The organism is Elizabethkingia occulta (assembly GCF_002023715.1).
Classification (GTDB): domain Bacteria; phylum Bacteroidota; class Bacteroidia; order Flavobacteriales; family Weeksellaceae; genus Elizabethkingia; species Elizabethkingia occulta.
The window spans coordinates 188,564-214,474 of sequence record NZ_MAHX01000002.1 but is presented as its reverse complement, the minus strand read 5'-3'; the positions used below and the strand labels follow the sequence as shown (position 1 = coordinate 214,474).

The 25,911-nt window shown below is 35.8% G+C and carries 23 protein-coding genes; 12 read left to right on the top strand and 11 right to left on the bottom strand.

Annotated features, from left to right (window positions below; all coding sequences use genetic code 11):
* Window positions 1-44 precede the first annotated feature (44 nt).
* The 4 genes from cls (at window position 45) to BAZ10_RS00970 (ending at window position 4,507) form a co-directional block, all read left to right on the top strand.
* Window positions 45-1,523 carry a cardiolipin synthase gene (cls, locus tag BAZ10_RS00985; RefSeq protein ID WP_078770437.1) on the top strand — a complete coding sequence of 493 codons (1,479 nt, stop codon included), beginning with the start codon at window positions 45-47 and terminating at the stop codon, window positions 1,521-1,523.
* 124 nt (window positions 1,524-1,647) lie between these two features.
* Window positions 1,648-2,274: an NUDIX hydrolase gene (locus BAZ10_RS00980; protein WP_078770436.1), complete on the top strand. Its 627-nt coding sequence runs from the start codon at window positions 1,648-1,650 to the stop codon at window positions 2,272-2,274.
* Window positions 2,275-2,335: 61 nt separating this feature from the next.
* Window positions 2,336-3,154: a lysophospholipid acyltransferase family protein gene (locus BAZ10_RS00975; protein WP_078770435.1), complete on the top strand. Its 819-nt coding sequence runs from the start codon at window positions 2,336-2,338 to the stop codon at window positions 3,152-3,154.
* A gap of 15 nt (window positions 3,155-3,169) precedes the next feature.
* Entirely contained in the window at window positions 3,170-4,507 is a 1,338-nt protein-coding gene (locus tag BAZ10_RS00970) for a UDP-N-acetylmuramate--L-alanine ligase (protein WP_078770434.1), read from the top strand.
* Between the two features lie 97 nt (window positions 4,508-4,604).
* Here BAZ10_RS00970 and BAZ10_RS00965 read toward each other — a convergent pair whose 3' ends face one another.
* A complete protein-coding gene (locus BAZ10_RS00965) occupies window positions 4,605-5,060 on the bottom strand; it encodes a nuclear transport factor 2 family protein (protein ID WP_078770433.1) in 456 nt (151 codons plus the stop codon).
* A gap of 274 nt (window positions 5,061-5,334) precedes the next feature.
* Here BAZ10_RS00965 and BAZ10_RS00955 point away from each other — a divergent pair, with 274 nt between their 5' ends.
* The 8 genes from BAZ10_RS00955 to BAZ10_RS00920 all read left to right on the top strand — a co-directional run bounded on the left by BAZ10_RS00955 (window position 5,335) and on the right by BAZ10_RS00920 (window position 13,085).
* A complete protein-coding gene (locus BAZ10_RS00955) occupies window positions 5,335-6,489 on the top strand; it encodes a homogentisate 1,2-dioxygenase (protein WP_021346497.1) in 1,155 nt (384 codons plus the stop codon).
* Between the two features lie 24 nt (window positions 6,490-6,513).
* Window positions 6,514-7,788, top strand: coding sequence for an acetyl-CoA hydrolase/transferase family protein (locus tag BAZ10_RS00950; protein ID WP_034871027.1), 1,275 nt, complete (start codon window positions 6,514-6,516; stop codon window positions 7,786-7,788).
* Between the two features lie 62 nt (window positions 7,789-7,850).
* On the top strand, window positions 7,851-8,981 hold the full coding sequence (gene hppD / locus BAZ10_RS00945; RefSeq protein ID WP_078770431.1) for a 4-hydroxyphenylpyruvate dioxygenase: 1,131 nt from the start codon (window positions 7,851-7,853) through the stop codon (window positions 8,979-8,981).
* Between the two features lie 42 nt (window positions 8,982-9,023).
* Entirely contained in the window at window positions 9,024-9,515 is a 492-nt protein-coding gene (locus BAZ10_RS00940; RefSeq protein WP_078770430.1) for a hypothetical protein, read from the top strand.
* Between the two features lie 91 nt (window positions 9,516-9,606).
* Window positions 9,607-10,854 (top strand): fumarylacetoacetase, encoded by a 1,248-nt coding sequence (gene fahA / locus BAZ10_RS00935; protein ID WP_078770429.1) that lies wholly within the window; start codon window positions 9,607-9,609, stop codon window positions 10,852-10,854.
* A 33-nt stretch (window positions 10,855-10,887) separates the two neighbouring features.
* A complete protein-coding gene (locus BAZ10_RS00930) occupies window positions 10,888-11,295 on the top strand; it encodes a GxxExxY protein (protein WP_059324093.1) in 408 nt (135 codons plus the stop codon).
* Window positions 11,296-11,338: 43 nt separating this feature from the next.
* A complete protein-coding gene (locus BAZ10_RS00925) occupies window positions 11,339-12,163 on the top strand; it encodes a flavin reductase family protein (protein ID WP_078770428.1) in 825 nt (274 codons plus the stop codon).
* A gap of 1 nt (window position 12,164) precedes the next feature.
* On the top strand, window positions 12,165-13,085 hold the full coding sequence (locus BAZ10_RS00920) for a M28 family peptidase (RefSeq protein WP_078770427.1): 921 nt from the start codon (window positions 12,165-12,167) through the stop codon (window positions 13,083-13,085).
* A 65-nt stretch (window positions 13,086-13,150) separates the two neighbouring features.
* On the opposite strand, the gene BAZ10_RS00915 is transcribed toward BAZ10_RS00920, so the two are convergent.
* The 10 genes from BAZ10_RS00915 to BAZ10_RS18905 form a co-directional block, all read right to left on the bottom strand.
* Complete coding sequence (locus BAZ10_RS00915) at window positions 13,151-13,993, bottom strand: alpha/beta hydrolase family protein (protein WP_078770426.1); 843 nt, start codon at window positions 13,991-13,993, stop codon at window positions 13,151-13,153.
* 92 nt (window positions 13,994-14,085) lie between these two features.
* Window positions 14,086-16,158: a M13 family metallopeptidase gene (locus BAZ10_RS00910; RefSeq protein WP_078770425.1), complete on the bottom strand. Its 2,073-nt coding sequence runs from the start codon at window positions 16,156-16,158 to the stop codon at window positions 14,086-14,088.
* A gap of 73 nt (window positions 16,159-16,231) precedes the next feature.
* Window positions 16,232-16,810 (bottom strand): hypothetical protein, encoded by a 579-nt coding sequence (locus BAZ10_RS00905; RefSeq protein ID WP_078770424.1) that lies wholly within the window; start codon window positions 16,808-16,810, stop codon window positions 16,232-16,234.
* 90 nt (window positions 16,811-16,900) lie between these two features.
* Complete coding sequence (locus BAZ10_RS00900; RefSeq protein WP_078770423.1) at window positions 16,901-18,151, bottom strand: DUF2264 domain-containing protein; 1,251 nt, start codon at window positions 18,149-18,151, stop codon at window positions 16,901-16,903.
* A 108-nt stretch (window positions 18,152-18,259) separates the two neighbouring features.
* Window positions 18,260-20,323 (bottom strand): M13 family metallopeptidase, encoded by a 2,064-nt coding sequence (locus BAZ10_RS00895; RefSeq protein WP_078770422.1) that lies wholly within the window; start codon window positions 20,321-20,323, stop codon window positions 18,260-18,262.
* Window positions 20,324-20,480: 157 nt separating this feature from the next.
* Complete coding sequence (locus BAZ10_RS00890) at window positions 20,481-21,149, bottom strand: head GIN domain-containing protein (protein ID WP_078770539.1); 669 nt, start codon at window positions 21,147-21,149, stop codon at window positions 20,481-20,483.
* A gap of 139 nt (window positions 21,150-21,288) precedes the next feature.
* Window positions 21,289-22,536: a CinA family nicotinamide mononucleotide deamidase-related protein gene (locus BAZ10_RS00885; protein WP_078770421.1), complete on the bottom strand. Its 1,248-nt coding sequence runs from the start codon at window positions 22,534-22,536 to the stop codon at window positions 21,289-21,291.
* Window positions 22,537-22,539: 3 nt separating this feature from the next.
* Window positions 22,540-23,373, bottom strand: coding sequence for a dienelactone hydrolase family protein (locus BAZ10_RS00880; protein ID WP_078770420.1), 834 nt, complete (start codon window positions 23,371-23,373; stop codon window positions 22,540-22,542).
* Window positions 23,374-23,588: 215 nt separating this feature from the next.
* Window positions 23,589-25,193 (bottom strand): hypothetical protein, encoded by a 1,605-nt coding sequence (locus tag BAZ10_RS00875; RefSeq protein ID WP_078770419.1) that lies wholly within the window; start codon window positions 25,191-25,193, stop codon window positions 23,589-23,591.
* Window positions 25,194-25,249: 56 nt separating this feature from the next.
* Window positions 25,250-25,423 carry a hypothetical protein gene (locus BAZ10_RS18905; RefSeq protein WP_165689635.1) on the bottom strand — a complete coding sequence of 58 codons (174 nt, stop codon included), beginning with the start codon at window positions 25,421-25,423 and terminating at the stop codon, window positions 25,250-25,252.
* Between the last annotated feature and the right edge of the window lie 488 nt (window positions 25,424-25,911).

Sequence of the window (25,911 nt, the reverse complement as noted above, 5' to 3'; positions counted from 1 at the left end):
ATTTTAGTAAATTCAACTAACAAAATTCAGCAACTTCTGTTTTTATGTTTACCGAACATTTGCATACAGCCTGGCTTTTTATTGAGAAATGGTATTGGGTACCACTTACAATAGCCAACATCGTTATTATTGTTACTATACTCATAGAAAACAGAAATCCGCCAAAAACCCTGGCGTGGATCATGATCATTGTTTTTGTACCGATTATCGGTATTATTCTTTACTTTTTTTTCGGCAGAGATTTTCAACGGGAAAAATATTTTAAAAAAATAGATAAAAAGCAAAGGCAATATATTCTGGACCAGTGGAAAAATCTGAATGATTCTATACAGCAAAATATGCTGGAGATAGAAAATGAAATCGGCGATCTCGCACAAGTTTATCAGTTTCTTAACAAAACCAGAATTTCGCCCCCCAGCTTCTATAATGAAACTGAACTACTGATAAATGGTGAAGAGAAATTCCCGAAATTTATAGAAACAATACGGAGTGCAAAGGACCATATTCATCTGGAATACTACATTTTTGAAGAAGATAATATAGGCAATGAGATTATAGAATTGCTTATTCAAAAATCTCAGCAAGGTGTAACGGTAAGAATGATTATTGATGATTTTGGTTCTCCGGCACTTGCAAAACATTACAAACGCTTCGAAAATACGGGTATTGAATTTCAGGTGTTTCTTCCGGTACATTTCACTTCACTGGCAAACTCTAACTTCCGTAATCACCGAAAAATACTAATTGTGGATGCCAGCATTGCATTTGTAGGCGGAATCAATATCAGTGATAAATACATAAACCAACCCAATACAGACAAACTCTATTGGCGCGATGCTTCTATTATGATAAAAGGAGCATCAGTAAATATTCTGCAACTGCGTTTCTGGCTTAGCTGGATGATGACTGACGGAGCTCCGTATGCCCTGGAAGATCCAAGATATTATTGTGATTGGTATGCACATACACAAGGCAGCAGCATTGTAAGTTTTGCAGTAACAGCACCTGGTGACGAGATACAGTCGGCAATGGAATCTTTAATATTAGGGATTACGCTTGCCAAAAAGAAAGTACAGATCTGTACACCCTATTTTATTCCTACTGATTCTTTTAAAACAGCCTTATCCATTGCTGTATCCAAAGGTGTTGAAGTAGAAATGATGATTCCCAAAGAAGGCGATTCTTTTATTGTACAAAACGCATCACTTTCGTTTATGAAACCTCTGCTAAAGCGGGGAATAAAACTTTATCTGTACGAAAAAGGCTTTCTCCATGCTAAAACAGTGAATATAGATGATGCTCTTGCCTATGTAGGAACTGTAAATCTGGACAATAGAAGTTTCCTGATTAATTTTGAAATCAATGCTATAGTGCATGATCATGAGGTGCTAAAAAGGCTTGATCAACAGTTTGAGGAAGACAAAAAAGTTTCATCTCTTATGACAATTGAAATGTGGAACAAAACTTCTGTTTTCAAAAGAGGACTTGCCTCCGTATGCAGGTTACTGGCTCCGTTATTATAGTACTAATGGGCAGTTAGTAATATTCAATAAATGATAAAGTACTATATTGTTTCTGTTGATGTAATCCAGAAAAGTTTTCCCGTTATGCTATTTTTATTTAACTTTATGCAACAGAAGATACAGGATGAAAAGATTGTCGAATATTATAGAAAGATTTGCAAAAACAGAATTAGACGGGACAGTGTCTCATCAGTTATACTCGCCTCCTTATCGCCCTCTACTTTCAACTGACCAAATTATGGCATTGGATCCTAAACTGGCTGCCGTAAATATTCTTTTATACCCGAAAGAAAACCAATGGTACTTTCCTTTAATGGTAAGAAGCGTTAATCAGCATGATCGTCATAGCGGTCAGATAAGCCTGCCTGGCGGAAAATATGAAGAATCCGATGGCAACTTTGAAACTACTGCCAAACGAGAAACTTTCGAAGAACTCGGTATTGGTATGGAAAGCATGACAATTATTAAAACCCTTACTCCCATATATGTTCCGCCAAGTAATTTTTATGTTCATGCTTATGTATCATGGGTAGCCAAAAAGCCAAAATTCATCCTACAGGAATCTGAAGCACAAGAACTTATAGAAATGCCGGTAAGCTCACTTTTCAATTTACCGGACAAACCGGAGATGAAAGTGCTGTCTTCTACAAGAGGAACAGAAGTACCTGTAATTGACTACAATGGCTATATTATCTGGGGTGCAACATCAATGATTTTGTCAGAATTTAGAGACTTAATGAAAAAAGTTTAATTTTGCACTTTACTATGAAACCCGACTAACCATTCCGGGTTTTTGTATGATTTGCATAAAAATGGCAAAGAAAAATATATTTACCGATGCTTTTGGCAACGTCTATTTTCTAAAAAGATTCATCATCTTCGTACTGGGTATGATCTCATACCGTCGTTTTAACGGCTTCAACAAGTTAAAAATAAGTGGTTCTGAAAATCTGATAGACCTACCTAAAACAAATGTATTATTTGTTTCGAATCACCAAACTTATTTCGCTGATGTAGCAGCAATGTACCACGTTTTTTGCAGCGTGAACAACGGCTATATCAATACAATTAAAAATCCTGTTTATTTGTTAAACCCAAAGATTGACTTCTACTATGTAGCTGCTGAAGAAACTATGAACAATGGTATCCTGGCAAGAATCTTTAAGCTTGCAGGTGCAGTAACCGTTAAAAGAACCTGGAGAGCCGAAGGAAAAGCAGTAAACAGAATGGTAGATCTTAGTGAAGTAGAAAACATCATGAAAGCTTTGGATAATGGCTGGGTTGTTACCTTCCCACAAGGGACTACTTCTGCATTTGCACAGGGAAGAAAAGGTACTGCAAAGCTTATTAAAAATCAAAGACCTATTGTTATTCCGATTAAAATTAATGGTTTCCGCAGAGCTTTTGATAAGAAAGGCTTGAAAATAAAAGTAACAGGTATAGAACCAACCTTACAATTTAAACCTGCTCTGGATATAGATTACGATAACGACAGTGCTGCTGATATCCTGAGCAAAATCATGCATGCTATCGAACAGACTCCGGAACACAACGTTCTCCATGAGTATGATCAGGAAATTGTTGCTAAAAAGAATGCCGAAAAGCAGCAAAACAAAAATGAAGGTGAATAAAACCACAATAAATTTATGAACATCCATTTCATTGCTATAGGAGGCAGTGCTATGCACAACCTTGCTATCGCCCTAAAAGAAAAAGGTTACCATGTGACAGGTTCTGATGATGCGATCTTCGAACCATCGAAAACCCGTCTTGACAAACGAGGAATTTTGCCAAATGAAATGGGCTGGTTTCCGGAAAAACTATCAGCCGATACCGATGCTGTAATTCTGGGGATGCATGCACATGCAGATAATCCGGAATTGGCCAGAGCAAAGGAACTAGGCTTAAAAATCTATTCGTACCCTGAGTTTCTATATGAGCAGTCCAAAAATAAGACGCGTGTCGTAATTGGTGGCTCTCATGGTAAAACAACCATTACTTCTATGATCCTTCATGTATTACACTTTCACCAGAAAGATGTAGACTATATGGTTGGTGCACAGCTGGAAGGTTTTGATGTAATGGTAAAACTTACTAAAGACAATGACTTTATGATTTTAGAAGGAGATGAATATCTTTCTTCTACTTTAGATCCCCGTTCAAAATTCTTATTATACCAGCCTAACATAGCACTAATGAGCGGTATTGCATGGGATCACATTAATGTATTCAAAACATTTGATGACTATATTGAACAGTTCCGAAGATTTGTTGCAACAATAACTCCGGGAGGTGTATTGGTATATAATGAGGAAGATGAAGAGGTGGTAAAGGTAGTAGATACTGCAGAGAATTATTTCCGAAAATTGCCTTACAAAACACCAGAATATGAGATTATAAACGGAGTAGTAAATCTTATCACCAGCATTGGTCATATTCCTTTATCTGTTTTCGGGCAGCACAATCTGCTAAATATGGAAGGAGCACGTCTTATATGCCAGCAATTAGGCATTATGGAAGAAGAATTCTATGATGCTATTATGAGCTTTAAAGGGGCATCTAAAAGATTGGAAAAAGTAGAAAGAGCAGATGGTGGTACTCTTTATAAAGATTTCGCCCATGCACCTTCTAAGGTAAAAGCATCTGTGAAAGCATTTATAGAGCAATTTCCTAAGCAAAAAAAGCATGCTTTTCTGGAATTGCATACTTACAGCAGCCTTAATCCTATTTTTCTGGAACAATATGAGGGATCTATGAATGGTGTTGAAGAAGCTGTAGTATTCTATTCGGAAGATGCACTGAAAATAAAAAGAATGGAGCCTATTTCTCCGGAAATGATTAAAGATTCTTTTAAAAATACCGATTTAAAAGTATTCACCAGTGCTGAAGATCTTCATTCCTATTGGGATACACTCGACAAAACTGACGGAGTTTACATGATGATGAGTTCCGGTAACTTTGGAGGTCTGGACTTAACAAAATAAGTACAACTTAAATTATAAAAAAACGCCCTGATTCTTTTGAAACAGGGCGTTTTTGTATTCTCATTTAAAATACTTCAGCAGTAAAACTATTCTGTTATCATTTTGTCCAGGTCGCTGCCAATTGAGAAAGAACGCCAGCTTTTTGAGCAATACCTAATGTATTTGGAAAGTCTTTGTAATAGACAATGCCACCTTCATCGAATCTAATAAGTGCGATAGAAGATTGTATCTCGAAAGTTTCATTCGTGTTCAATGATTTCCCCTTTGTAAAATACTCAACCGTGACTGTTTGGTTATCTGTACAATGATATACCTTTGTATAAACAGTTTCTATTTCTATCAACTTGGTAAGTGGATTTTGCCGTACATTATCAAAGTGTTTTTTTATATTTTCTTTTCCATTTATTATAGTCCCGCCGTTAACGGTAAATGGTATTTCAAAAGTTGCGTTATCTGTAAAATAACTGACAAAATTATTATAGTCTCTTGTCTGCAAAGAGTTTGATAGCTCCTGAATAATTACATTTATTTTTAATTCATCCATTTTTTTCATTTATTAAATGTGTTATTTTATACTTGTTCCTTAAGCGTTTATCAAACTTAATAATTCTGTTTGAAATCTATCTGCAACGGAGTTCCTCTTTGATAAAATTATAATCCAAAAATTGTTTACACCGACGATGTAGCATAAAGATACCTAACTTAACCTTAACAGATTTTGTAAAACAAATAAACGATATTATGAGGTATATCATTCCATATTCTTGGGCTATTTTTTCTTCACGTGTTATAATTTGAGTAAATTTGAGAAAGTCACAACCTGATTTATGAGATACCATCACAACGGAAAAATTCCACAGAAAAGACATACCATCTTCAAATCTGAAGAAGGTAATTTTTATTACGAACAACTGTTTGGTACAGAAGGATTCCACGGAATTTCTTCTTTACTATATCATACACACAGACCTACCCAGATAAAAGAAATAAAAGGTGTAAAAGATGTTACTCCTAAAATCGCAGTGGAGAAAAACATCATCCCGAGACGAATTCAGGGGATGAAAGTGCAGGCTGAGGACGATTTTTTGGATAGCCGAAAGGTTCTGATGCTAAATAATGATCTTAAAATGGGTATTGCTAAGCCGCGGAAATCGGTAACAGGGTATTTTTATAAAAATGCCGAATGCGACGAATTATTATTCGTACAAAAAGGCTCTGGTATTCTGAAAACATTTGTAGGGAATCTTGAATTTGGGTACGGAGATTACCTTATTATTCCTCGTGGCACCATTTATCAGATAGAGTTTAAAGATGAAGACAATATTCTGTTTTTTATAGAAAGCCACTCGCCTATTTATACTCCGAAGAGGTACAGAAATGAATTCGGACAGCTGCTGGAACATTCACCTTTCTGTGAAAGGGATATAGAAGCTCCTGTCCATGTTGATCCGATAGATAAGAAAGGTGACTTTGTCATAAAAGTAAAAAAGGAAAATCAGATTACTGATTTCGTATATGCAACACATCCTTTTGATGTTGTTGGATGGGATGGTTATTTCTATCCTTTCAAATTTAATATTAAGAATTTCGAGCCAATTACGGGTCGGATTCATCAGCCACCGCCAGTACACCAGACCTTCGAAGGGCATAACTTTGTGGTATGTTCCTTTGTGGCCAGAATGTACGATTACCATCCTCTGTCTATTCCTGCTCCGTATAACCATAGTAACATAGACTCTGATGAAGTTCTCTTCTATGCAGAAGGTGACTTTATGAGCCGCAATCATATTGACTTATGTGATTTCACTCTTCATCCCGGAGGTATTGTACACGGACCTCATCCTGGTGCTATGGAACGAAGCATAGGACAGAAAGAAACCCATGAATATGCTGTAATGGTAGATCCTTTCAGACCTTTAAAATTAACAGAAGAAGCTCTGAAGGTAGAAGATCCTACTTATAAAACTTCATGGTTAGATTAAGATAATAACTTATAATAGTAATATATGTATCAATATGTAAGTGCCGAGGAGGCTATATCTGTTATTAAAAGTGGTGACAGAATATTTTCCCACGGTAGTGCCTGTACTCCTAATTATTTATTAAACGAACTTGCTAATCAGTCTTCCCGCTTTAAGGATATAGAAATGGTATCCATCACCCAACAGGGAGCTGTGGCTATTGCAAGACCAGAATACAAAGACAATTTCCATATCAACTCATTGTTTGTATCGACTCCTGTAAGAGAGGCAGTAAACTCAGACAGAGGTGACTTTGTTCCTATTTTCCTTAGCGAAATTCCAATTCTTTTCAAAAACAATATACTACCACTGGATGTAGCCATTATTACAGTTTCTCCTCCGGATAAACATGGTTACTGCACACTTGGAACTTCTGTAGATATTGCAAGATCTGCAGTAGACTCGGCTAAAATAGTTATTGCTATTGTCAATCCTAAAATGCCAAGAACTCATGGTGACGGAATGGTTCATGTGAACAGAATCGACAAAATGGTATGGCATGAGGAGGAGCTAATGACGATAGATTATGGTTCTAAGGTTGGAGAAGAAGAGGCACTGATTGGAAAACATGTTGCTGAACTTATTGATGACAGAGCTACAATACAAATGGGTATTGGTACAATACCAGATGCTGTACTCAAATGTCTGGGAAATCACAAGGATCTGGGAATCCATACAGAAATGCTGAGTGATGGTGTTATTAACCTTATTAAAGATGATATTGTTAACAACAAATACAAAGGTTTTCATGATAATGTAAGCATTACCAGTTTCTGCTTCGGGACTAAAAAACTCTATGATTTTGTAGATGACAATCCATCTATTGCGTTCTTAGACGTTCAGCATGTTAACTTCCCGATCAACATTATGAAAAATCATAAAATGCACGCCATAAATTCTGCTATAGAAATTGATCTTACAGGACAGGTTTGTGCAGATTCTATTGGCACATACCAATACAGCGGTATCGGCGGACAAATGGATTTTATGAGAGGTGCTGCCCTTAGTGAAGGCGGAAAACCTATTATGGCGCTTACCTCACGTACCAAAAAAGGTATTCCGAGAATTGTTCCATTCCTGAAGGAAGGAGCTGGTGTGGTAACAACACGAGGACATATACATTATGTAGTGACCGAATACGGTACGGCTTATCTGTATGGTAAAAACTTGAGACAGAGAGCTAAAGCACTTATAGACATCTCTCATCCAGATGACAGAGAGATGCTGGAAAGAGCGGCTCACGAAAGATTTAAAAACTAACAATTGTTAGTGGCATTCACTAAAAAATAGTATTTTGCATTTCATAATCTAAAAGTAAAAAAATGTCTACATTAACATTCGCCGAAAAAATTGCACAGGCAGAAAACTTCCTGCCAATCAATGGTACAGACTATATTGAATTTTATGTTGGTAATGCCAAACAAGCTGCACACTTCTATAAGACAGCATTCGGATTTCAGTCAATTGCATATGCAGGGCCTGAAACCGGAGTTAGAGACCGTGCTTCTTATGTTCTTCAGCAGGGAAAAATTCGTCTGATTCTTACAACAGGTCTGAGATCGGATAGCCCGGTTTCGGAACATGTAAAAAAACACGGTGATGGTGTAAAAGTTTTAGCACTTTGGGTGGACGATGCTTATAAAGCATTCGAAGAAACTACTAAAAGAGGTGGAAAACCATATTTGGAGCCAGTTACTTTAACTGATGAATATGGTGAAGTGAAAATGTCCGGAATCTACACTTATGGCGAAACGGTACATATGTTTGTAGAGAGAAAGAATTACAATGGAACATTTATGCCTGGATTTGAGAAGTGGGAAAGCGATTATAATCCTACTGAAACAGGTTTATTATACGTAGACCACTGTGTAGGAAATGTAGGCTGGGATCGTATGATTCCGACTGTTGAGTGGTACGAAAAAGTAATGGGATTTGTCAATATTTTATCTTTTGATGATAAGCAAATCAATACTGAATATTCAGCACTAATGTCTAAAGTAATGTCTAACGGTAATGGTTATGCAAAATTCCCGATCAACGAACCTGCAGAGGGCAAAAAGAAATCTCAGGTAGAGGAATATCTGGATTTTTATGAAGGTGAAGGTGTACAACACATTGCTGTAGCTACAAAAGATATTATCCATACTGTTGGCGAACTAAAAAAACGTGGCGTAGAATTCCTTTCTCCACCTCCGGAAGCTTATTATGATATGGTACCGGACAGAGTTGGTCACATCGATGAAGACATCAAAAAACTTCAGGATCTTGGAATCCTTATCGATTGTGACGAAGAAGGTTATCTTCTTCAGATCTTTACAAAACCTGTAGAAGACCGTCCTACCCTGTTTTTTGAAATTATCGAAAGACACGGAGCTCAGAGTTTCGGGGCTGGTAATTTCAAAGCTTTATTTGAGGCTTTAGAAAAAGAACAGGCAAGAAGAGGAAATTTATAATTTTTGGATTAGTTTTTGTCTTAGTTTCACTAAATTTATAAGATGAAAAAAATACTTCTGGTTTTAACTCTTATTTCCGCCGGTACAATAATACAGGCTCAGAGTTACGGTGCTATTATCAAAAAGCTGGACAGGCTAAGCAATGAAAATTCCGGAAAGGATTATGATGAATTTATTCTGGAAGGGAAAAAATTCATTACTGTAAAAGATTCTACTGATCATTCTGAGAAGCATATCCTTGAATTCCGGCCGAATAATCAGGTTACAATGATTGAAATTATTGAAGATAAAAGTACAAAGCAGGAATTTTCCAACATCTTTACAGGTGATGTCGTAAGAAATCATAATGCTGTATCTATAAGACTTGATAAACTGGAAGACAAAGCAATGAGCTATCCTTTAACTTATAATTTATTATTAAGTCATCGTAAAGGCTACTATTACTTTACCAATATCAATACCCGTGAAAAATGGATTGAGATTCATTATCTGGATAAAACAAAAGAATCTAAAAAAGTACAGAAGAGAAAATAATCTTCGATAAATAAGAAAACTCAGGTTCAAGGAAATGTTGTATTTTTAGTACGCATTTTTTTGAACCTTTTTATTAAATAAAACCCTATTTATGAAATCATTCGTAGAAAATTCCGAATCAACAGATTTTTCAATATACAATATCCCTTTCGGTGTTGCAGTATTCAATCAGGAGTATATTGCCTGTGCAACAAGAATTGGCAACCAGGTCATTGATCTGGCGACTCTTTACGACGAAGGCTACTTCGAAAACATTGATGGTCTGGATGAGAATATCTTTGAAGCTTACACTCTAAATCCTTTTATAGAATTAGGTAAACCTGTTACCACAAAAGTAAGAGAAAGAATACAGGAATTATTAACAGAGGGTTCTACTCTTTCAAAAGATGAGATAGCTATAGAAAGCTGCTTTTTCGATTCCGAAGAGGTACAAATGATGATGCCTCTGCATATTCCTAATTATACAGATTTCTACAGCAGCATAGATCATGCAACTAATGTAGGCAAAATGTTCCGTGATCCTGAAAATGCACTACTTCCGAACTGGAAGCATCTTCCTGTAGGTTATCACGGAAGAGCTTCTTCAATTGTCGTTTCCGGAATTGATATTCACAGACCAAAAGGGCAAATGAAACCAGCGGATCAGGATAAACCAGTATTCGGTCCTTCTAAACAATTGGATTTCGAACTGGAGATGGCATTCATTACCAATAAAGATACTGAGATGGGTGAATCTATCTCTACAAAAGATGCAGAAGATGCCATCTTCGGAATGGTTATTTTCAATGACTGGAGCGCAAGAGATATTCAATCATGGGAATATGTACCCTTAGGCCCTTTTTTAGGTAAGAATTTCGGATCTTCTATCTCTCCATGGATTGTGACCATGGAAGCATTGGAAATTTTCCGCACAGAATCTCCTAAGCAAGATCCGGAAGTATTAGAATATCTTCAGTTTGAAGGAAACAAAAATTTCGACATCCAGCTGGAAGTTTATATTCAGCCTGAAAACGGAGCTGAAAACCTTATTTCAGAGAGTAATTACAAATATATGTACTGGAATATGGCGCAGCAACTTTCTCATCATACTGTAAACGGGTGTAATATTGAAGTTGGGGACATATATGCCAGCGGTACAATATCCGGAAAAGATCCTAAATCATTTGGCTCTATGCTGGAACTAACATGGAGAGGGGCAAATCCACTAAAACTTTCTGATGGTACAGAACGTAAATTCATCGAAGATAATGACACTGTTATCATGAGAGCATATAACGAAAAAGACGGCAAACGCGTAGGCTTCGGCGAAGTAAAAGCGAAAATACTTCCATCAACTTAATAACCACAAAAGACACAAAAGTTTCATTCCAGAATGCTTACTCAGGATTATCTAAAAGACTTGACCTATAAGATAAACGGAGCTTGTATTGAAGTTCACAAAATTTTAGGTCCTGGACTTTTAGAAAGTATATACCATAAATGTTTGGAAGAAGAATTCAAATTAAGAAACATTTCCTTTGTTTCTCAATCCAAAATTTCTTTAAACTATAAAGGTAAATCTCTGAACTGCGATTTCTTTTGTGATTTTCTAATTGAAGATGCTATAGTTTTAGAGCTAAAGTCGGTTTCAGAAATTAATGATATACACAGAGCTCAATTAATTAGCTATATCAATTTAATGAAGAAGCCTAAAGGAATATTAATAAATTTCAATGTAAAAAATCTCTACCATGAAGGACAAGAAACTTTTGTGAGCCAATATTTTGAACAACTAAAATAATAACTCTACTAAACTTTTGTAACTTTTATGGTTAAATAATAATATGAAGTCAATTCTACCACAAGACATATCCGGACAACAATTACAAACAATAATGCAGACAGCAATAGCACCAAGGCCTATTGCTTTTGCAAGTACTGTAGATGCTGAGGGCAATGTAAATCTAAGCCCGTTTAGCTTTTTCAATATGTTCAGTACCAAGCCTCCGATTATTATTTTTTCACCTTCCAGAAGGGTAAGAGATAATACCACGAAACATACACTGCATAATGTACATGATACTCCTGAAGTAGTAATCGGAATTGTAAATTTCCCGATTGTACAACAGGTTTCTCTGGCCAGCACAGAATATGGGGAGGGTGTAAATGAGTTTATAAAATCAGGATTAACAATGAAGCCTGCTGATCTTGTAAAACCGCCATTAATTGCTGAATGTCCGGTAAATTTCGAGTGCAAGATCAATGAAATAAAATCATTAGGAGAAGAAGGTGGTGCCGGAAATTTGGTGATATGTGAAGTTATAAAAATTCATATCCGTGAAGAATACCTGAATGAAGAAGGAAATCTGGATCAGAGAAAACTGGATCTGGTTGCACGATTAGGCGGAAACTGGTATTCCCGTAACACAGTGGACAATCTTTTTGAAGTTCCGAAACCTTTAGTCACTAAAGGAATTGGTCTTGATAAATTGCCCGAACAAATAAGATACAGCATTGTTTTTACCGGAAATGATCTTGGAATGCTGGCTAATATCGAATCTTTACCGGAAGGAAGCTTCAGCGATCAGAAAGAGACTCACGAGAAGGCTCAGCAATTATTATTAAAAAATAATATTGAAGAAGCCTGGAAAATTTTAAAAATCAGTTAATATGAAAAATATTGCAATACTTGCATTTGGTCTGGCTTCAGGCTTATATTTCTCTCAGGAAATAAAGGAAGCAAGAATTAAAGAAATTGTATCGACATTAGCCTCTGATGAGATGAAAGGCAGAAAGTTTGGTACTGAAGAAAATATGAAAGCTGCCCAGTATATTGCTGAGCAATTCAAACAGAACAAACTAGATTACTGCTATGGAGATTCCTATCTTGTCCCTTTTACTTATAAAGACGGAAAAACTTATTACAATGTATGTGGTATAAAAAAAGGAACCGAGGATAGCTATATTGCTTTCGGAGCTCACTTTGATCACATTGGAGAGGCAAAAGAAGGTGAAGATAAAATCTTTAATGGCGCAGATGATGATGCCAGCGGTGTAAGTACAGTTATCGGTTTATCCGACTATTATAAAGGAAAAAAGACCAAAGAAGGACTTATTTTTATGGCCTTCAATGGTGAAGAAATAGGATTAGTGGGTTCTAAATATCTGGCTAATGACGAAAAATTCCAGACTTACATCCCTAAAATAAAAGCTTTATTTAATTTCGAAATGCTGGGAACACCTTCTGCTTTTGGATTAAATAAAGTATACATGACAGGACATGATCAGTCTGACTTGGATGAAATCATTAATGCTAATGCTCCTAAAGGTTTTGAAGTTTCTCCTGACCCTTATCTATCTGAGAAATTATTCTTCCGTTCCGATAATGTAAACTTTGTAAAGAAAGGTATTGTTGCCCACTCCTTCTCTACTGTGGATATGGAACATCAGAATCATTACCATCAGGTAAATGATGATATAAATGTCATCAACACTCAGAATCTTACTCAGATTGTTAATAGCTTTGCCAAAACAATTGACCAACTGATGAAAAAGGACTTTAAACCTAAGTATGTAAAGCCACTTCAATAAATAAGAAAAGGATGAAATTATTCATCCTTTTATATTTTACAATAAGCAATTAATATCTCAGTCCTTTATAGTGCTTTATTTAGAAACTCTGTCGAGTAATTAACTACTTTTTCCAAATCCTCTGGTAAAACATCACTATTCCATGGTTCTCTTCCACCAAAAACATGATCTGCTCCATCAATAATTTTTAGTTCAGAGTTCTTTGCCCACTTATGCAATAGCTCAGCTTCTTTTATTTTTACTGCTTCATCCTGAGTTCCATGAATAATCAGATAAGGCTTATGCAGATTCTGTGCAGCTTTTTGTATGTCTAATTCAGATTCATTCTTCCGAAAATTTTCATAAAACTGCCAATAATGTGGCATTTCCTGTTTTGTTCTCCCATTAGTTACATAGAAAACTCCATTTTCTCTGTATCGTTCCAATCGATCATTTTTCGGGAATCGGGTTACAAAATTACTAACTCCGGCCAATGTAATTAATGCTTTAACTTTAGGATGCCTTTGCGCCTGCAGAACAGTATCACCACCGCCTCTGCTATGTCCTATAATGGCAATTTTTTCGGAATCCACTTTAGGATGATTTTCAAAATAACCGATAACCGTCTGATAATCGGATAACTCTTTTGTATAGTTATTATTTCCAAAAGCTTCCAGGTCACCAAAATTATCCGGATCATTTATGGTTGTTCCATTATGTGAAAAGTTGAATTTAACAAAGAAATATCCTGCCTTTGCAAATTCTTCTGCCATTAATCCCCAGGTTCCCCAATCTTTGTAGCCTTTATAACCATGTGCAAAGATTACTAAGGGTTGCTTTCCTTCAGTTTCCGGGTAATAGGCATCTGCCAGAAAGCTCTTGGTTTCAGGGTTTTCTATAAGGATATTTTTTTCTGTTATGATGTTCATTTTTATTTTTAAAGTTAAACAATGAATTCCACCTAAAAAAGAAAGCTGCCCTTTAAAAGAGCAACTTTCCACTTATATAAATTATTATTTGATTACCAGATTTTAACTCTGTCCTCAGGTTTCTTATACAATTTATCACCAGGTTTCACATCAAATGCTTTATAGAAAGCATCCGTATTTACTAACGGACCAAAAGCTCTGAATTCTCCCGGAGCGTGTTCATTAGTTTTAATCTGATTGATTGTAGCTTTCTCTGTCATCAATGTTCTCCATACGGTAGCCCATGACATAAAGAATCTCTGATCTTGTGTGAATCCGCTGATTTTTCCTGGATTGCCTTTATCTTTCAGATACATTTGCAGTGCATCATAAGCTACATTTACACCACCAAGGTCTCCAATGTTTTCTCCGTTGGTAAATTCACCATTAATGTGTGTTCCTTTTACAGGTTCGTACTGACTAAACTGTTTTGCCAGTTTTGTTGTAGCATCCTTAAAGTTCTTCAAGTCAGCATCAGACCACCAGTTAACTAAATTTCCGTCACCATCGAAAGTAGCACCACTGTCATCGAAACCATGCGACATCTCGTGACCAATTACAGCACCAATTCCACCAAAGTTAACCGCAGGATCAGCTTTGATGTTAAAGAATGGCGGCTGTAGAATTGCTGCAGGGAATACAATCTCATTGTTTGTAGGATTATAGTATGCATTTACAGTTTGTGGAGACATTCCCCACTCTGCTTTATCTACTGGTTTACCAATCTTATTTAGTTCTCTCTGATAGCTCCATTCCGATACTTTCTGAAGGTTAGCATACAAAGAACCACCATCTTTAACTGATGTTTGCTCAAGCTTAGTGTAATCTTTCCACTTATCCGGATATCCTACTTTTACAGTGAATTTATTCAGTTTATCTAAAGCTTTTACTTTAGTTTCAGAAGACATCCATGTTAACTCATTAATATGCTTAGCAAAGCTTTTCTTCAGATAATCGATTAACGTTAGCATTTCTGTTTTAGACTGCTGAGGGAAATATTTTTCCACATACAGTTTACCGAAAGCTTCTCCAAGAACTCCATTGATAAGAGAAAGTCCTCTCTTATTCATTGCTCTTTGCTCTTTTTGTCCTCTCAGATACTTGCTGTAGAAGTTAAACTGAATATCATCCAGCTTTTGATCTAAACGTCCGGCATTAGAAGAAATAAGATGGAATTTAAGGTAATCTTTAATTAACGGAATATTTTGCTCTGTAAGGAACTTATCAAGGTTTTTAACATAGTTTAATTCACCTATAATAACTTTATTTGTATTTACCCCTACCGCTGTAAGATAAGCTGGTAGGTCTACATTTTTAACCAAACCTTTCAGCTGATCCATAGTCTCAGGATTATACTGAAGATTGGCATCACGAATCTGCTCTACAGTAAGCAATGACTTCGCCATATCTTTCTCGTAGGCAAAAATATTTTTAGCAGTTTCAGCGGAATTCTTATATCCCAAAACATCTAAAATTGATGCAATATATTTCTGATATTCAGCTACTGTCTTTGCGTTTTCAGCATTTTCTTTCTGATAATAATCTCTACCTAAACCTAGTTCCGCCGCTCCAAGATATACAGCGTTCATTTTAGAATCTTTTAAATCAGCATCTACACCCCACTCATAGAAAGGATTGAACCCTTGTCTTGTAGATTCTTTTAGATAAGACTGCAGATCATTAAGGTTTTTAATAGCATCAATTTTTGCTAAATCAGCCTGAACAGGTCTAATACCATCTGCATTTCTCTTATTCATATCCATGAAAGTACCGTAAAGATCCTGAATTTTCTGACCTTCACTACCTTTTGAAAAAGAGTCTTTCAGAATAGTGTTCAGGATTGTCAGAGACTGGTTGTCTGTAGCTTCAGCAAGCTCATTAAACGCTCCCCAACTTGATTTATCAGAAGGGATTTTTGCTGTTTTCATCCAGCTACCGTTTACGTAATTGTAAAAATCATCCTGTGGACGTACTTTTCTGTCCATATTTTCCAGATGAAGGCCTTCATCTTTCATAGTCGAACTTTTTGTACTTTGAATTGTTTTTGTATTCTTTTTTTGAGCCATTACTACTCCTGTTGAAAGAAGTGAAACGGCCACTAACAGACTGGTAGTCAATTTTTTCATAATATTATTTTAACAAAAGCCTATACAAAGGCCTTATAAACTTAAACAATGAGTAGATAAAATCACTGAAAAGTTACAACTCTTTCTGTAATTTATAGCTTTTAATTGAAGAAAGCTGCACAACCTTTACCTCATCATTTTTTAGAAGAAATAAAACGGTTTTAGTCTTTCCTATCAATTTAGCCTGTTCTTCCGTATTGTCAGAATAAAGAAAACTCAATGGCTCCTCTTTTATTATCTTTCTTTGAGAAAATTTTCCATATACTCCTGCCGCCAGCCATATATAAAACGGAATAATCAGCAAAACCGAAATCCCATTATAATAAATGGATGAAAACCATGATGTATAGTTCTGAAAGCTATATATCTTGTAAATTTTAGGGTGATTTTCCTTGATATAAGAATCTAATTTATAAATAGTTCCTAAAATAAGTACAGATATAAATGTAAATAGAAAAATCCTGTAATCGGCAAACGGCGCAATCAGAAAATCTGTAATATCAGCATAGTCAAATATATTGATATTAAAATTGCTGTATTTCCGGTAATTGAAAATCATTCCTATACCAACTGCGAATAAATAAGCTATAGATAAAATAGTCTGAAAATCTTTTAACAATCGGTTATAAGTATTCTGTAGAAATTCCTTCATAAATTATTTTTTATAAAAATAATTTATTTTACTCATTTATAAATATTCTGATATAAAAAAACACTCTGGTCTCAGAGTGTTTTTAAAATATTAATATTCTACATGATAGTCTTTCGGAAAAGGCTCTCCTGCCCATGCTTTTTTTGCAGTCCATGCAGCGGGGGGATTGGTCCAAAATTTATCGGTAGCCGGCAAACCTAGTGGCAAGAAACCTAATGTTGCCATATACAAACTCCCAGTGGATGTATAATAATCTGCTATTCCTGGCTGATGTCCATTAAATCCTAGTACCAGCCATCCTGCTTTGTCAAAATTATTAGCGTGATCATACATTCTGTGCATAACGGCACTAAGCCCACATCTTACTTGTGCCGGGTCTATATAATCAGGTAATTTATGCATCAGTGCCGTTTGTCCGAGTGCCTGAAATGCAGCTGTTCTGTAAGTGATACTTCTTCCAAACGGAGGATAAGTACCTTCCGGGCTGATAAATCTTTCTGTAAACTCTGAATAACGAACCATTCTTTTTACAGCCTGATCATATTCTTGTTGTTGGATCATTTTACGATCCAGTAAAACCTTGAAAAAATCTACCAGCATAGGATGGATAACATAGGAGTTATAGTAATCTATACTCATACTAGGTCCGTCACTATACCAACCGTCTCCCTGATACCATTCTAATATTTTTCTTTTAGCAAACTCGATACGGACCGGATCCGGCTGTTCTCCTACACTTAGTAAAAACGCTTCGTTTAGTCCTGCAAATAATAACCAGTTGTTATAAGCTCCGGATCTGGTACGAAGTGCTTTGAATTCTTCGATTACTCTTTTTTTGGTCGTTTCATCCAGAGGTTCCCACAACGCTTTCGGCGCTCTTATAAAGGCATGTGCCATATAAGCAGCATCTACAATCGGCTGCTTTTCTGTTCTAAAATTAAGGTAATCCGGATTTTGAGGATCAACAGCATTTTTAAGGCCTTTCAAAAGCTCATTTCTTAGTCTGAATCTTACCTTAGATTCTTCAGTGTTGTCTTCCGGTAATGCAAGCCACGGTGCTAAACCCGCCATAGTCCGGCCTACAGCTTCCAGATGCGTTACTTTATTAAAAAAATCAGGCTTTAATCCGGGAGGTATTTCCACGGGCATATTCTTCCGAAGAGTACCTTCTGCCAGATTATGGACTACAGGATAAGCAATTTTTTCTAGTGTCTTCACCCAGAATTTACGGTCTTCCTGACCATCTTTGGGTACATATCCTTTAGAGGATTGTCCGAATAATGGCGATGCACAGCTTAGTATAGCAAACTGCATCACAATTATTAATTTGATGTTTCTCATGTTGGTTAATTAGTTCGTTTTTATGGCTGACTAAGTTAACATTTTTATGACTACAAAAAACAAAAACCACCCTTTCGGATGGTTTTTGTATTATTTTACAGTGTATAATTACCAGATTTTAATTCTGTCTTCTGGTTTTTTATAATGTTTATCTCCTGGTTTAATATCGAAAGCATTGTAGAATGCATCAACATTTACCAATGGTCCATATGCTCTGTACTCACCTGGTGAATGCGGGTCAGTTTTTACCTGATTTACTTTAGACTGTTCTGTAGATAAAGTTCTCCATACAGTTGCCCAGGACATAAAGAATCTCTGATCCTGCGTATAACCGCTAATTTTCCCTGGGTTCCCTTTATCCTTTAAATACATTTGTAAAGCTTCATAAGCAACATTAACTCCACCTAAATCTCCGATATTTTCTCCCATTGTAAATTTACCATTTACGTGAGATCCTTTTACTGGTTCATAGCTATCGTACTGAGCACCCAATTTTTGTGTAGCAACTTCAAATTTCTTTCTATCCTCATCGGTCCACCAGTTATTCAGGTTACCATCACCATCAAAACGGGAACCACTATCATCGAATCCGTGAGAAATCTCGTGTCCGATAACAGCTCCGATTCCACCAAAATTAACTGCAGCATCTGCTTTGAAGTTAAAGAAAGGAGGTTGAAGAATAGCAGCAGGGAAAACTATTTCGTTGTTTGAAGAGCTATAATATGCATTAACAGTCTGTGGTGTCATACCCCATTCTGTTTTATCTACAGGCTTACCTACTTTTTCAAGACCTTTCTGATACTGCCACCTGGAAATCTCCTGAAGATTACTATAAAGCGAACCACCATCAGCATCAGATTTCAGTGTTAATTTAGAATAATCCTTCCATTTATCCGGATAAGCAACTTTTACAGTAAACTTATTTAGCTTATCTAATGCCTTTTCTTTAGTTACAGAAGACATCCAATCTAGATTTTTGATACGGCTCGCAAATGCTTTTTTCACATAGTCTACCAATACTACCATTTCTGCCTTAGCTTCTGCCGGGAAATATTTTTCTACATAAAGTTTTCCGAAAGCTTCACCTACAATACCATTTACAAAAGATAAGCCTCTTTTGTCCATAGACCTCTGCTCTTGTTGGCCCTGCATTCTCTTGCTATAGAAATTAAACTGAATATCATCTAGTTTCTGATCCAGATTAGAAGCATTAGAAGCGATAATTCTATATTTAAGATAATCTTTAATTAAAGGAAGATTTTCCTGATTGATAAAAGAATCCAGATTTTTATAATAGTTAATTTCGCCTATAATTACTTTATCTGTATTTACACCAACTGTTTTTAAATAGTCAGGAAGATCTACATTTTTAACCAAAGCAGGAAGCTCAGCAACTGTTTTAGGGTTATAGCGAAGATTGGCATCTCTGGCTTGTTCATTAGTTAATAATGTTTTAGCCATTTTCTTTTCAAAATCTAAAACATTCTGAGCTACTGACGCTGAATTCTGATAACCAATTATACCTAATAAAGTTGTAATATAGTTTTTATAATCTACTAAAATTGCAGTGTTCGCTTCATTTTCTTTCTGGTAATAGTCTTTACCCAATCCTAATCTTGGTCCTCCCAAATAAACAGCATTCATTTTGGAATTTTTCATATCAGCACCAGCTCCCCATCCATAAAAAGGGTTATCGCCTGTAAGGGTTGCTTGGTCGATATATTGCTGGAAACTTTTCAGATCTTTGATTGCATCAATTTTATCCAAGTCTCCTTTAATAGGAGATATTCCTAACGCATTTCTTTTAGTCCAATCTGTATAAGTTGTATAAAGCGCCTGAATTTTCTGTCCCTCAGATCCTGCAGGATATTTAGACTTCAGAATCTCCTTCAGGATATTCATAGAATTGTTATCCGTATCTTCTCTTAACTGGTTAAAAGAACCCCAGCTTGCTTTATCAGAAGGAATTTTTGCGGTTTTCATCCAACCACCATTTACATAGCTGTAGAAGTCATCTTGTGGGCGTACAGATGTGTCTCTGTAGCTAAGATTTAGCCCTTCGTCGTTTTGCGTCTTAGTAGCCACTGTCTTTCCTTTTTTTTGTTGAGCATTTATCTGAACTCCCGTAAAACAAAGGGAAAAAGCTAATGCTGCAAAAGTTATTTTTTTCATATACACAGATTTTAATCAATCGTTGATAAAGATATTAATTATTTTTAAACAATTCTTAACATAATTATAACCTGTTATTTTTGCTTATATTTTAATTCATAAAAAAACTGCTGTGAAACTTCACAGCAGTTCTTATTGATCTTGTTGTTGTCTTAGTTTATTTGAAACTAATATTACCTCCTGCAATTTTTTTAGTTTTTTTATCAGCAGGATTACCATACACTGTAATATTACCTCCTGCACGTGTTTTAGCATCTACAGATTCTGTTGCAGAAACCTCTGCTTCACCTCCTGCATTTACAGTAACACTAGTAGTCGTAGTTGCCAATTGTTTCCCATAATATTTAGCACCTGTATTCACAATTGCGTTTTGATTATTGGCATGCCCGGATAGTGTTATAAGTCCTCCTGTATTAGACTTTACCTCCAGTGTTTTAGCTTTTAGTCCCATGATAATTGAGGAACCTTCATTGGCAGTAAGCACAATTTTATTCCCTTCTAATACACCTTCGTTACTTACTGTTGCTCCCTGACTAGCCTGAATATCATTTAGCCTGTCATAAAAAACTTTAACTTTCACATCATCTCCCTGTAAAAGATTAGTTGTTGTCATTCTTACTTTTAATTCTCCGTTTTTATTGACAACCTCTACATCCGAAGATTTCTTTCCATTCACCTCTACTTTATTGGATGTAGAAGGAACCAGTACTACCGGAATTTTATCATAAACTTTCAGGGAACTAAACGTTCCCACATTTTTAACCGTTTGCGCGAAAGAAAACTGGACTGCAACTATGGCGATAGCACCTGCTAAAATATTTTTCATAATAGTTATTTTAAAAAAAGACCGCAATATTCCTGCCATAAAATGTTAGAAAAATATTAAACAAGTATAAATTAATTTTAAGTTAATCGTTACAACAAAACACAAGCAACTGATAAACAACACAATAAATTCTAAACTATTATTCTTCCAACCACACAATAAGTGTTTCTATAATTTTTTGAGAAACAAAATTCACAAAGTCATTTCTTTCAAAACCGGGCAAAAATAAATGAAAAGTTCTTACCTCATCTCCTTTGGCTATTGCGTAATAAACGGTTCCTACATCTTTACCATCTTCGCCTTTATTGGGACCGGAAACACCGGTAGAGGATATTGCGATATCGGAACTAAAAAGTTTCTGACAGGATTTTGCCATTTCTATAGCTACTTCTTTACTTACTACAGTGTGTTCCTTTATAGTATCTTTCGAAATATTTAACAACTGTGATTTCATTTCAGTAAAATAAGGAATAATCCCTCCTCTATAATAGCTGCTGCTTCCTGAAACAGAAGTCAGTAATCTGGCTAATTGTCCGGTAGTACAACTCTCAGCAGTAGAAATCGTTAATCCTTTATCGAATAAAACAGAGGCCAGAATATTTTCTATAGCATCTTCAGACCAGGCAATTACATGATTTCCAATTAGAGATTTCAAAGGTTGTATCAGCTGCTCCAGCTGTTCTTCAAGTATAGCCTGATTATCTCCGGTTCCGGTTAACCTAAGTTTCACTCTTGTTCCTACCGGAAGATAGGATAGACTCACGTTCGCTGGTAGTGCTAATTCCCAGCCTTCAATAGTATCAGAAAGTAGACTTTCGGGAACCCCTACCACGCTGATAATACGGGTATGAATAAAACTAAGCTCCCATTGTTGTTTCAGAAACGGTATGATCTGCTCCTTTATTAGTGGCTTTACTTCAAAGGGTACTCCAGGCAAACAAAAGATAAATTTACCGTTTTGCTCAACCATCTGACATGGTGCTGTACCGTAATGGTTATCAAAAATTGTAGCTTTTGATAATACCTCACATTGATTTCTGTTACGTTCTAGTAATTCAATACGGCCTCTTTTTTCTAAGTATTTCCCTAATTTTTCATAGAGTTCTTCGGAAAAAACTAATTCGTCATGGAAAAATCCGGCATAGGCTTTCTTGGTTTTATCATCCTTTGTAGGCCCTAAGCCTCCGGTTGTAATTACAAGATCGCTATTTTCTAATGCTGTTTTTAAAAAGTTTTCAATTTCAGAAACCTCATCCGAAATGGTAAAAATTTGCTGAACTTTTATTCCGATATCTTTTAGCTCACGGGCTATAAAGTTGGAATTGGTATCTACGGTGTTCCCAGATAAAATCTCGTCACCAATAGTAATAATCGTCGCTGTTTTCAATTTTTATTTAAAGATTTTATTAAAAAAGGTTATCATCTCTTCCCATGAAGCCTTATCTGCAGCTTCATTATAAGCAACCTTCAGTTTATATTTTTCCCCAGCCGCTGTAGCGTCGGGATTAGTAAAGGAATGTATTGCTCCGGGGTAATTAACAAATTTATACTGGACCCCGGCAGAATCCATCTGCTTTTTAAAAGATGCTATTTCATCTTTGGATACAAATGTATCATCTTCACCGTTTAGTACAAGTACAGGTATTTTATTAGTTACAGGCTTTACCCCGGTCATCAGATTTCCATGAAAGCTTATTACCCCTTTCAACGGTTCATTAATTCTCGCCATATTAAGAGCCATAGCTCCACCGAAACAATAACCTATTACAGCCATTTTCTCTGTATCTGCTTTTTCATTTTTTTCAATCTGTTTCAATGCAGCTTCAAAACTTTTCTTTGCAAGATCTGCATTACCATAAAACGGTTTCGCCAACTTTCCGGCATCATCCGGATTATCAACCATCTTTCCTTCACCATACATATCCACAGCTATAGCCATATACCCAGAATCTGCCAATTGCTTTGCACGGCTTTTCACATAATCATTCATTCCCCACCATTCCGGAATAATAAGAACTACAGGCAACTTTCCGGGCTTATTTTTATCAAAAGCCAGAAAAGATTTAAATATTTTACCATTTTCAGAATACGTAAGATCTTCTGTAATAATCTCTTTCTGCAGATTCTTTGTGTATTTGGCATCTGTATTCTCTGGTGTTTTCTTGCAAGCTATTGCTCCTGACAGTAAAAGCAATAATGATACGGATAGAATTTGTATTTTCATATTATTGTTTTTTGGTAAAGTAAAATTAAAAAATATGCTTTTAATAAACTCTATTTATATTCTTTTATTAATCACAACAAATAAAAACAGGCATCCATATGGATGCCTGCCTTCAGACTGTTAACTAACAAAAATAGGATGATGACAAATAAGCACCGGATATTAACAGTTTTTCTTCTTCTTTATGGAAAGTAATAAGTGATTGAGTTTATTGTTTAAGGACAAGGTATTATTTTCTTACCTACTCCTAAACCTCTCATTACAGTAGTTCCGGTTACCAACATTGTCGCTACTACGGTATTAGAACCTGTGGTCTTCCATGTAATATTATTGAAACGGGTGCCACCATACAATTCAAGAGGCTCCAGATTGGAAGTCAAGCTTCTTCGTCCCATCATAGAAACCGAACCATCCGGTCCGATTGTAATTCTGATAATCGGAGTTGAATTTGTTGAACTTCCTAAGGAGTATATCTGCGGTACTCCGTTTTCTCCCCATCGTGATCCATCTGATTTAAATCTAATATTTTGGGGATAATTAACTACACCAGACTGAAACTGAATTTCCTGAGTAGCAAGATCAACTCCATTAATTGTCATGTTAAAAGAGTTATCCAGCTCATAAACATCAAATACAAAACCAGCATCTGCAGCAGGGGCATCGAATGTTTTTGTAATAGTTGTTTTACCTGCATTTCCAGGATCTGAATCTGACATACTAAAATTCCAGGTTGGCGTTGCATTTGCCGTACATGCAAATTTCAGTTTAAGATTATATTTTACACCTGGCGTAACTACTAAATTACTAACCGTAAAATTTCTTTTGGTCTTAGACCCTACAGTAATTGTTCCGGTTGCTGTATTTGGAAAGTTCAATGTTGACATATCTGTAGCTGCTATCCCCGGATTAGCTAATAATGTAGGATTACTTGTCCAAATCGCGCTAGCTGGTGTTGGAGCAGTAAAACTAACCGCTTTTGTAGTTGTTGCAGTTCCAAAAGTAACAGTTCCGTCGGACAACTTGATACTATTAACAGCTCCTCCACGATGCTTGTCAAAAGTTATCCCGCTACCTATAGAAGAAATTGGATTTCCTGGTGCTACAGCAGAAGCATCTATAGTCGTAGTAATCTGACTGAATTTATGTGTCAGCACAACATTCAAAACATTATCTCCTTTAGACACCCTTACATTATTAGTACGGAAATACATTAGATCATTATCTCCTGAAATACTTGGTAAAGTCGCAGTTGAAATGCTTCCGGGAACATCAGCCGGAGCTGTAGAATTATTATATGACAACACTACAAAATCATATTTGTTAGTTGCTTCAGTATCTCCATCCAGCATCATATCACTAATATCCGCTGTAGAATTACCATTAGCATCTATTGTATAAACATTACTGGCTACTTTGGCTCCAGTACTTGTTCTGTAAGCAATTACACGATATTTTACGTTAGGCCCCTTTAGTGGATTTCTGATGACATCTGCCATAGGATTAGTTGCAGCTTGTGAGGCAATTACTGATGGAGTAATAGGAGTAAGTGTAGCAATAATTGGCTGCTCTCCTGCCATAAAAGTACTTACTTGTTCCTTTACAGTTGAAGCAGCTTTTAACTGTCTGGCAGATGCCATATTTGCTGAAATAGTCTCTCCTTCAAATTCACTTCCGAGTAAATTCATCTTTATAATAGCAGAACCATTGGTGATTAGATTATCGTCCGGATTATCCATTGCATTATCTGAGCTTCTGCATGATGTCATCAGAACTGAACCAGAGAACATAAAAGCTGCAATTGTTATTTTTAAGTTTTTCATTGTTTGTGAGGTAATAGATTTATTTCATATTTGTTTGGTTATTATTATCAGACTATCTACCAGTCAATGGTTCTGTTATCGTCATCACCCTGAGTCCATTCTTCCTGAACTTGTCCACCTGAATTTGGCGGAAGCACTTTAGCTGAACCAGCAGCTATTCCTTGTTCCATTTCTATTAGAAACATCTCAAATTTTGGAGCTACATACTCCTCTTTTTTTAAATCATTCATTAGTACATTTGTTTGTGTTATAATCTTCTTCTTTATGGGATAAGACGCTAGAAATAACCGGGCAGTAATTTTTGACTACTGTCCATAATTTTATTTAGGCACCCTGATAAAGTTTTTATTCAGAGTATCCTATACGATTAAATCTAATGTTTGTTATCACCTGTCTTTGGCGATCGATAAAGACGTGCAAAAATACTAGTAATAAAGACTACCACGGAAGTACTACTATTGTCAAAATCCGGAAAATGGCAAATAAAAGCTAAAAACTAACATTTACACAAACGCCTAATAATCAGTGATATAAAATTGTAAAATATAATTACAGACTATTTTGTAGTCACTTTTTTTATATTATCCGGAATGAAGATTAAAAAATTTAATCCACGAATAAGGCATCTGTAGTATGCTCTGAATTGTATTTAAAAAGTAATAATCTAACGAACTTCGAGTACAAAAATGTCAGAAACTAACATTTACACTAATAATCT

Bases quoted from the DNA above. Each gene is read 5' to 3' on its own strand.
- BAZ10_RS00915 (WP_078770426.1), bottom strand. From the start codon at position 13,993: ATGAACATCATAACAGAAAAAAATATCCTTATAGAAAACCCTGAAACC.
- BAZ10_RS00965 (WP_078770433.1), bottom strand. From the start codon at position 5,060: ATGAAAAAAATGGATGAATTAAAAATAAATGTAATTATTCAGGAGCTA.
- BAZ10_RS00910 (WP_078770425.1), bottom strand. From the start codon at position 16,158: ATGAAAAAATTGACTACCAGTCTGTTAGTGGCCGTTTCACTTCTTTCA.
- BAZ10_RS00895 (WP_078770422.1), bottom strand. From the start codon at position 20,323: ATGAAAAAAATAACTTTTGCAGCATTAGCTTTTTCCCTTTGTTTTACG.
- hppD (WP_078770431.1), top strand. From the start codon at position 7,851: ATGTCTACATTAACATTCGCCGAAAAAATTGCACAGGCAGAAAACTTC.
- BAZ10_RS00940 (WP_078770430.1), top strand. From the start codon at position 9,024: ATGAAAAAAATACTTCTGGTTTTAACTCTTATTTCCGCCGGTACAATA.
- cls (WP_078770437.1), top strand. From the start codon at position 45: ATGTTTACCGAACATTTGCATACAGCCTGGCTTTTTATTGAGAAATGG.
- BAZ10_RS00890 (WP_078770539.1), bottom strand. From the start codon at position 21,149: ATGAAAAATATTTTAGCAGGTGCTATCGCCATAGTTGCAGTCCAGTTT.
- BAZ10_RS00950 (WP_034871027.1), top strand. From the start codon at position 6,514: ATGTATCAATATGTAAGTGCCGAGGAGGCTATATCTGTTATTAAAAGT.
- BAZ10_RS00875 (WP_078770419.1), bottom strand. From the start codon at position 25,193: ATGAAAAACTTAAAAATAACAATTGCAGCTTTTATGTTCTCTGGTTCA.
- BAZ10_RS00970 (WP_078770434.1), top strand. From the start codon at position 3,170: ATGAACATCCATTTCATTGCTATAGGAGGCAGTGCTATGCACAACCTT.
- BAZ10_RS00975 (WP_078770435.1), top strand. From the start codon at position 2,336: ATGGCAAAGAAAAATATATTTACCGATGCTTTTGGCAACGTCTATTTT.
- BAZ10_RS00955 (WP_021346497.1), top strand. From the start codon at position 5,335: ATGAGATACCATCACAACGGAAAAATTCCACAGAAAAGACATACCATC.
- fahA (WP_078770429.1), top strand. From the start codon at position 9,607: ATGAAATCATTCGTAGAAAATTCCGAATCAACAGATTTTTCAATATAC.
- BAZ10_RS00925 (WP_078770428.1), top strand. From the start codon at position 11,339: ATGAAGTCAATTCTACCACAAGACATATCCGGACAACAATTACAAACA.
- BAZ10_RS00980 (WP_078770436.1), top strand. From the start codon at position 1,648: ATGAAAAGATTGTCGAATATTATAGAAAGATTTGCAAAAACAGAATTA.
- BAZ10_RS00900 (WP_078770423.1), bottom strand. From the start codon at position 18,151: ATGAGAAACATCAAATTAATAATTGTGATGCAGTTTGCTATACTAAGC.
- BAZ10_RS18905 (WP_165689635.1), bottom strand. From the start codon at position 25,423: ATGAATGATTTAAAAAAAGAGGAGTATGTAGCTCCAAAATTTGAGATG.
- BAZ10_RS00880 (WP_078770420.1), bottom strand. From the start codon at position 23,373: ATGAAAATACAAATTCTATCCGTATCATTATTGCTTTTACTGTCAGGA.
- BAZ10_RS00905 (WP_078770424.1), bottom strand. From the start codon at position 16,810: ATGAAGGAATTTCTACAGAATACTTATAACCGATTGTTAAAAGATTTT.
- BAZ10_RS00920 (WP_078770427.1), top strand. From the start codon at position 12,165: ATGAAAAATATTGCAATACTTGCATTTGGTCTGGCTTCAGGCTTATAT.
- BAZ10_RS00930 (WP_059324093.1), top strand. From the start codon at position 10,888: ATGCTTACTCAGGATTATCTAAAAGACTTGACCTATAAGATAAACGGA.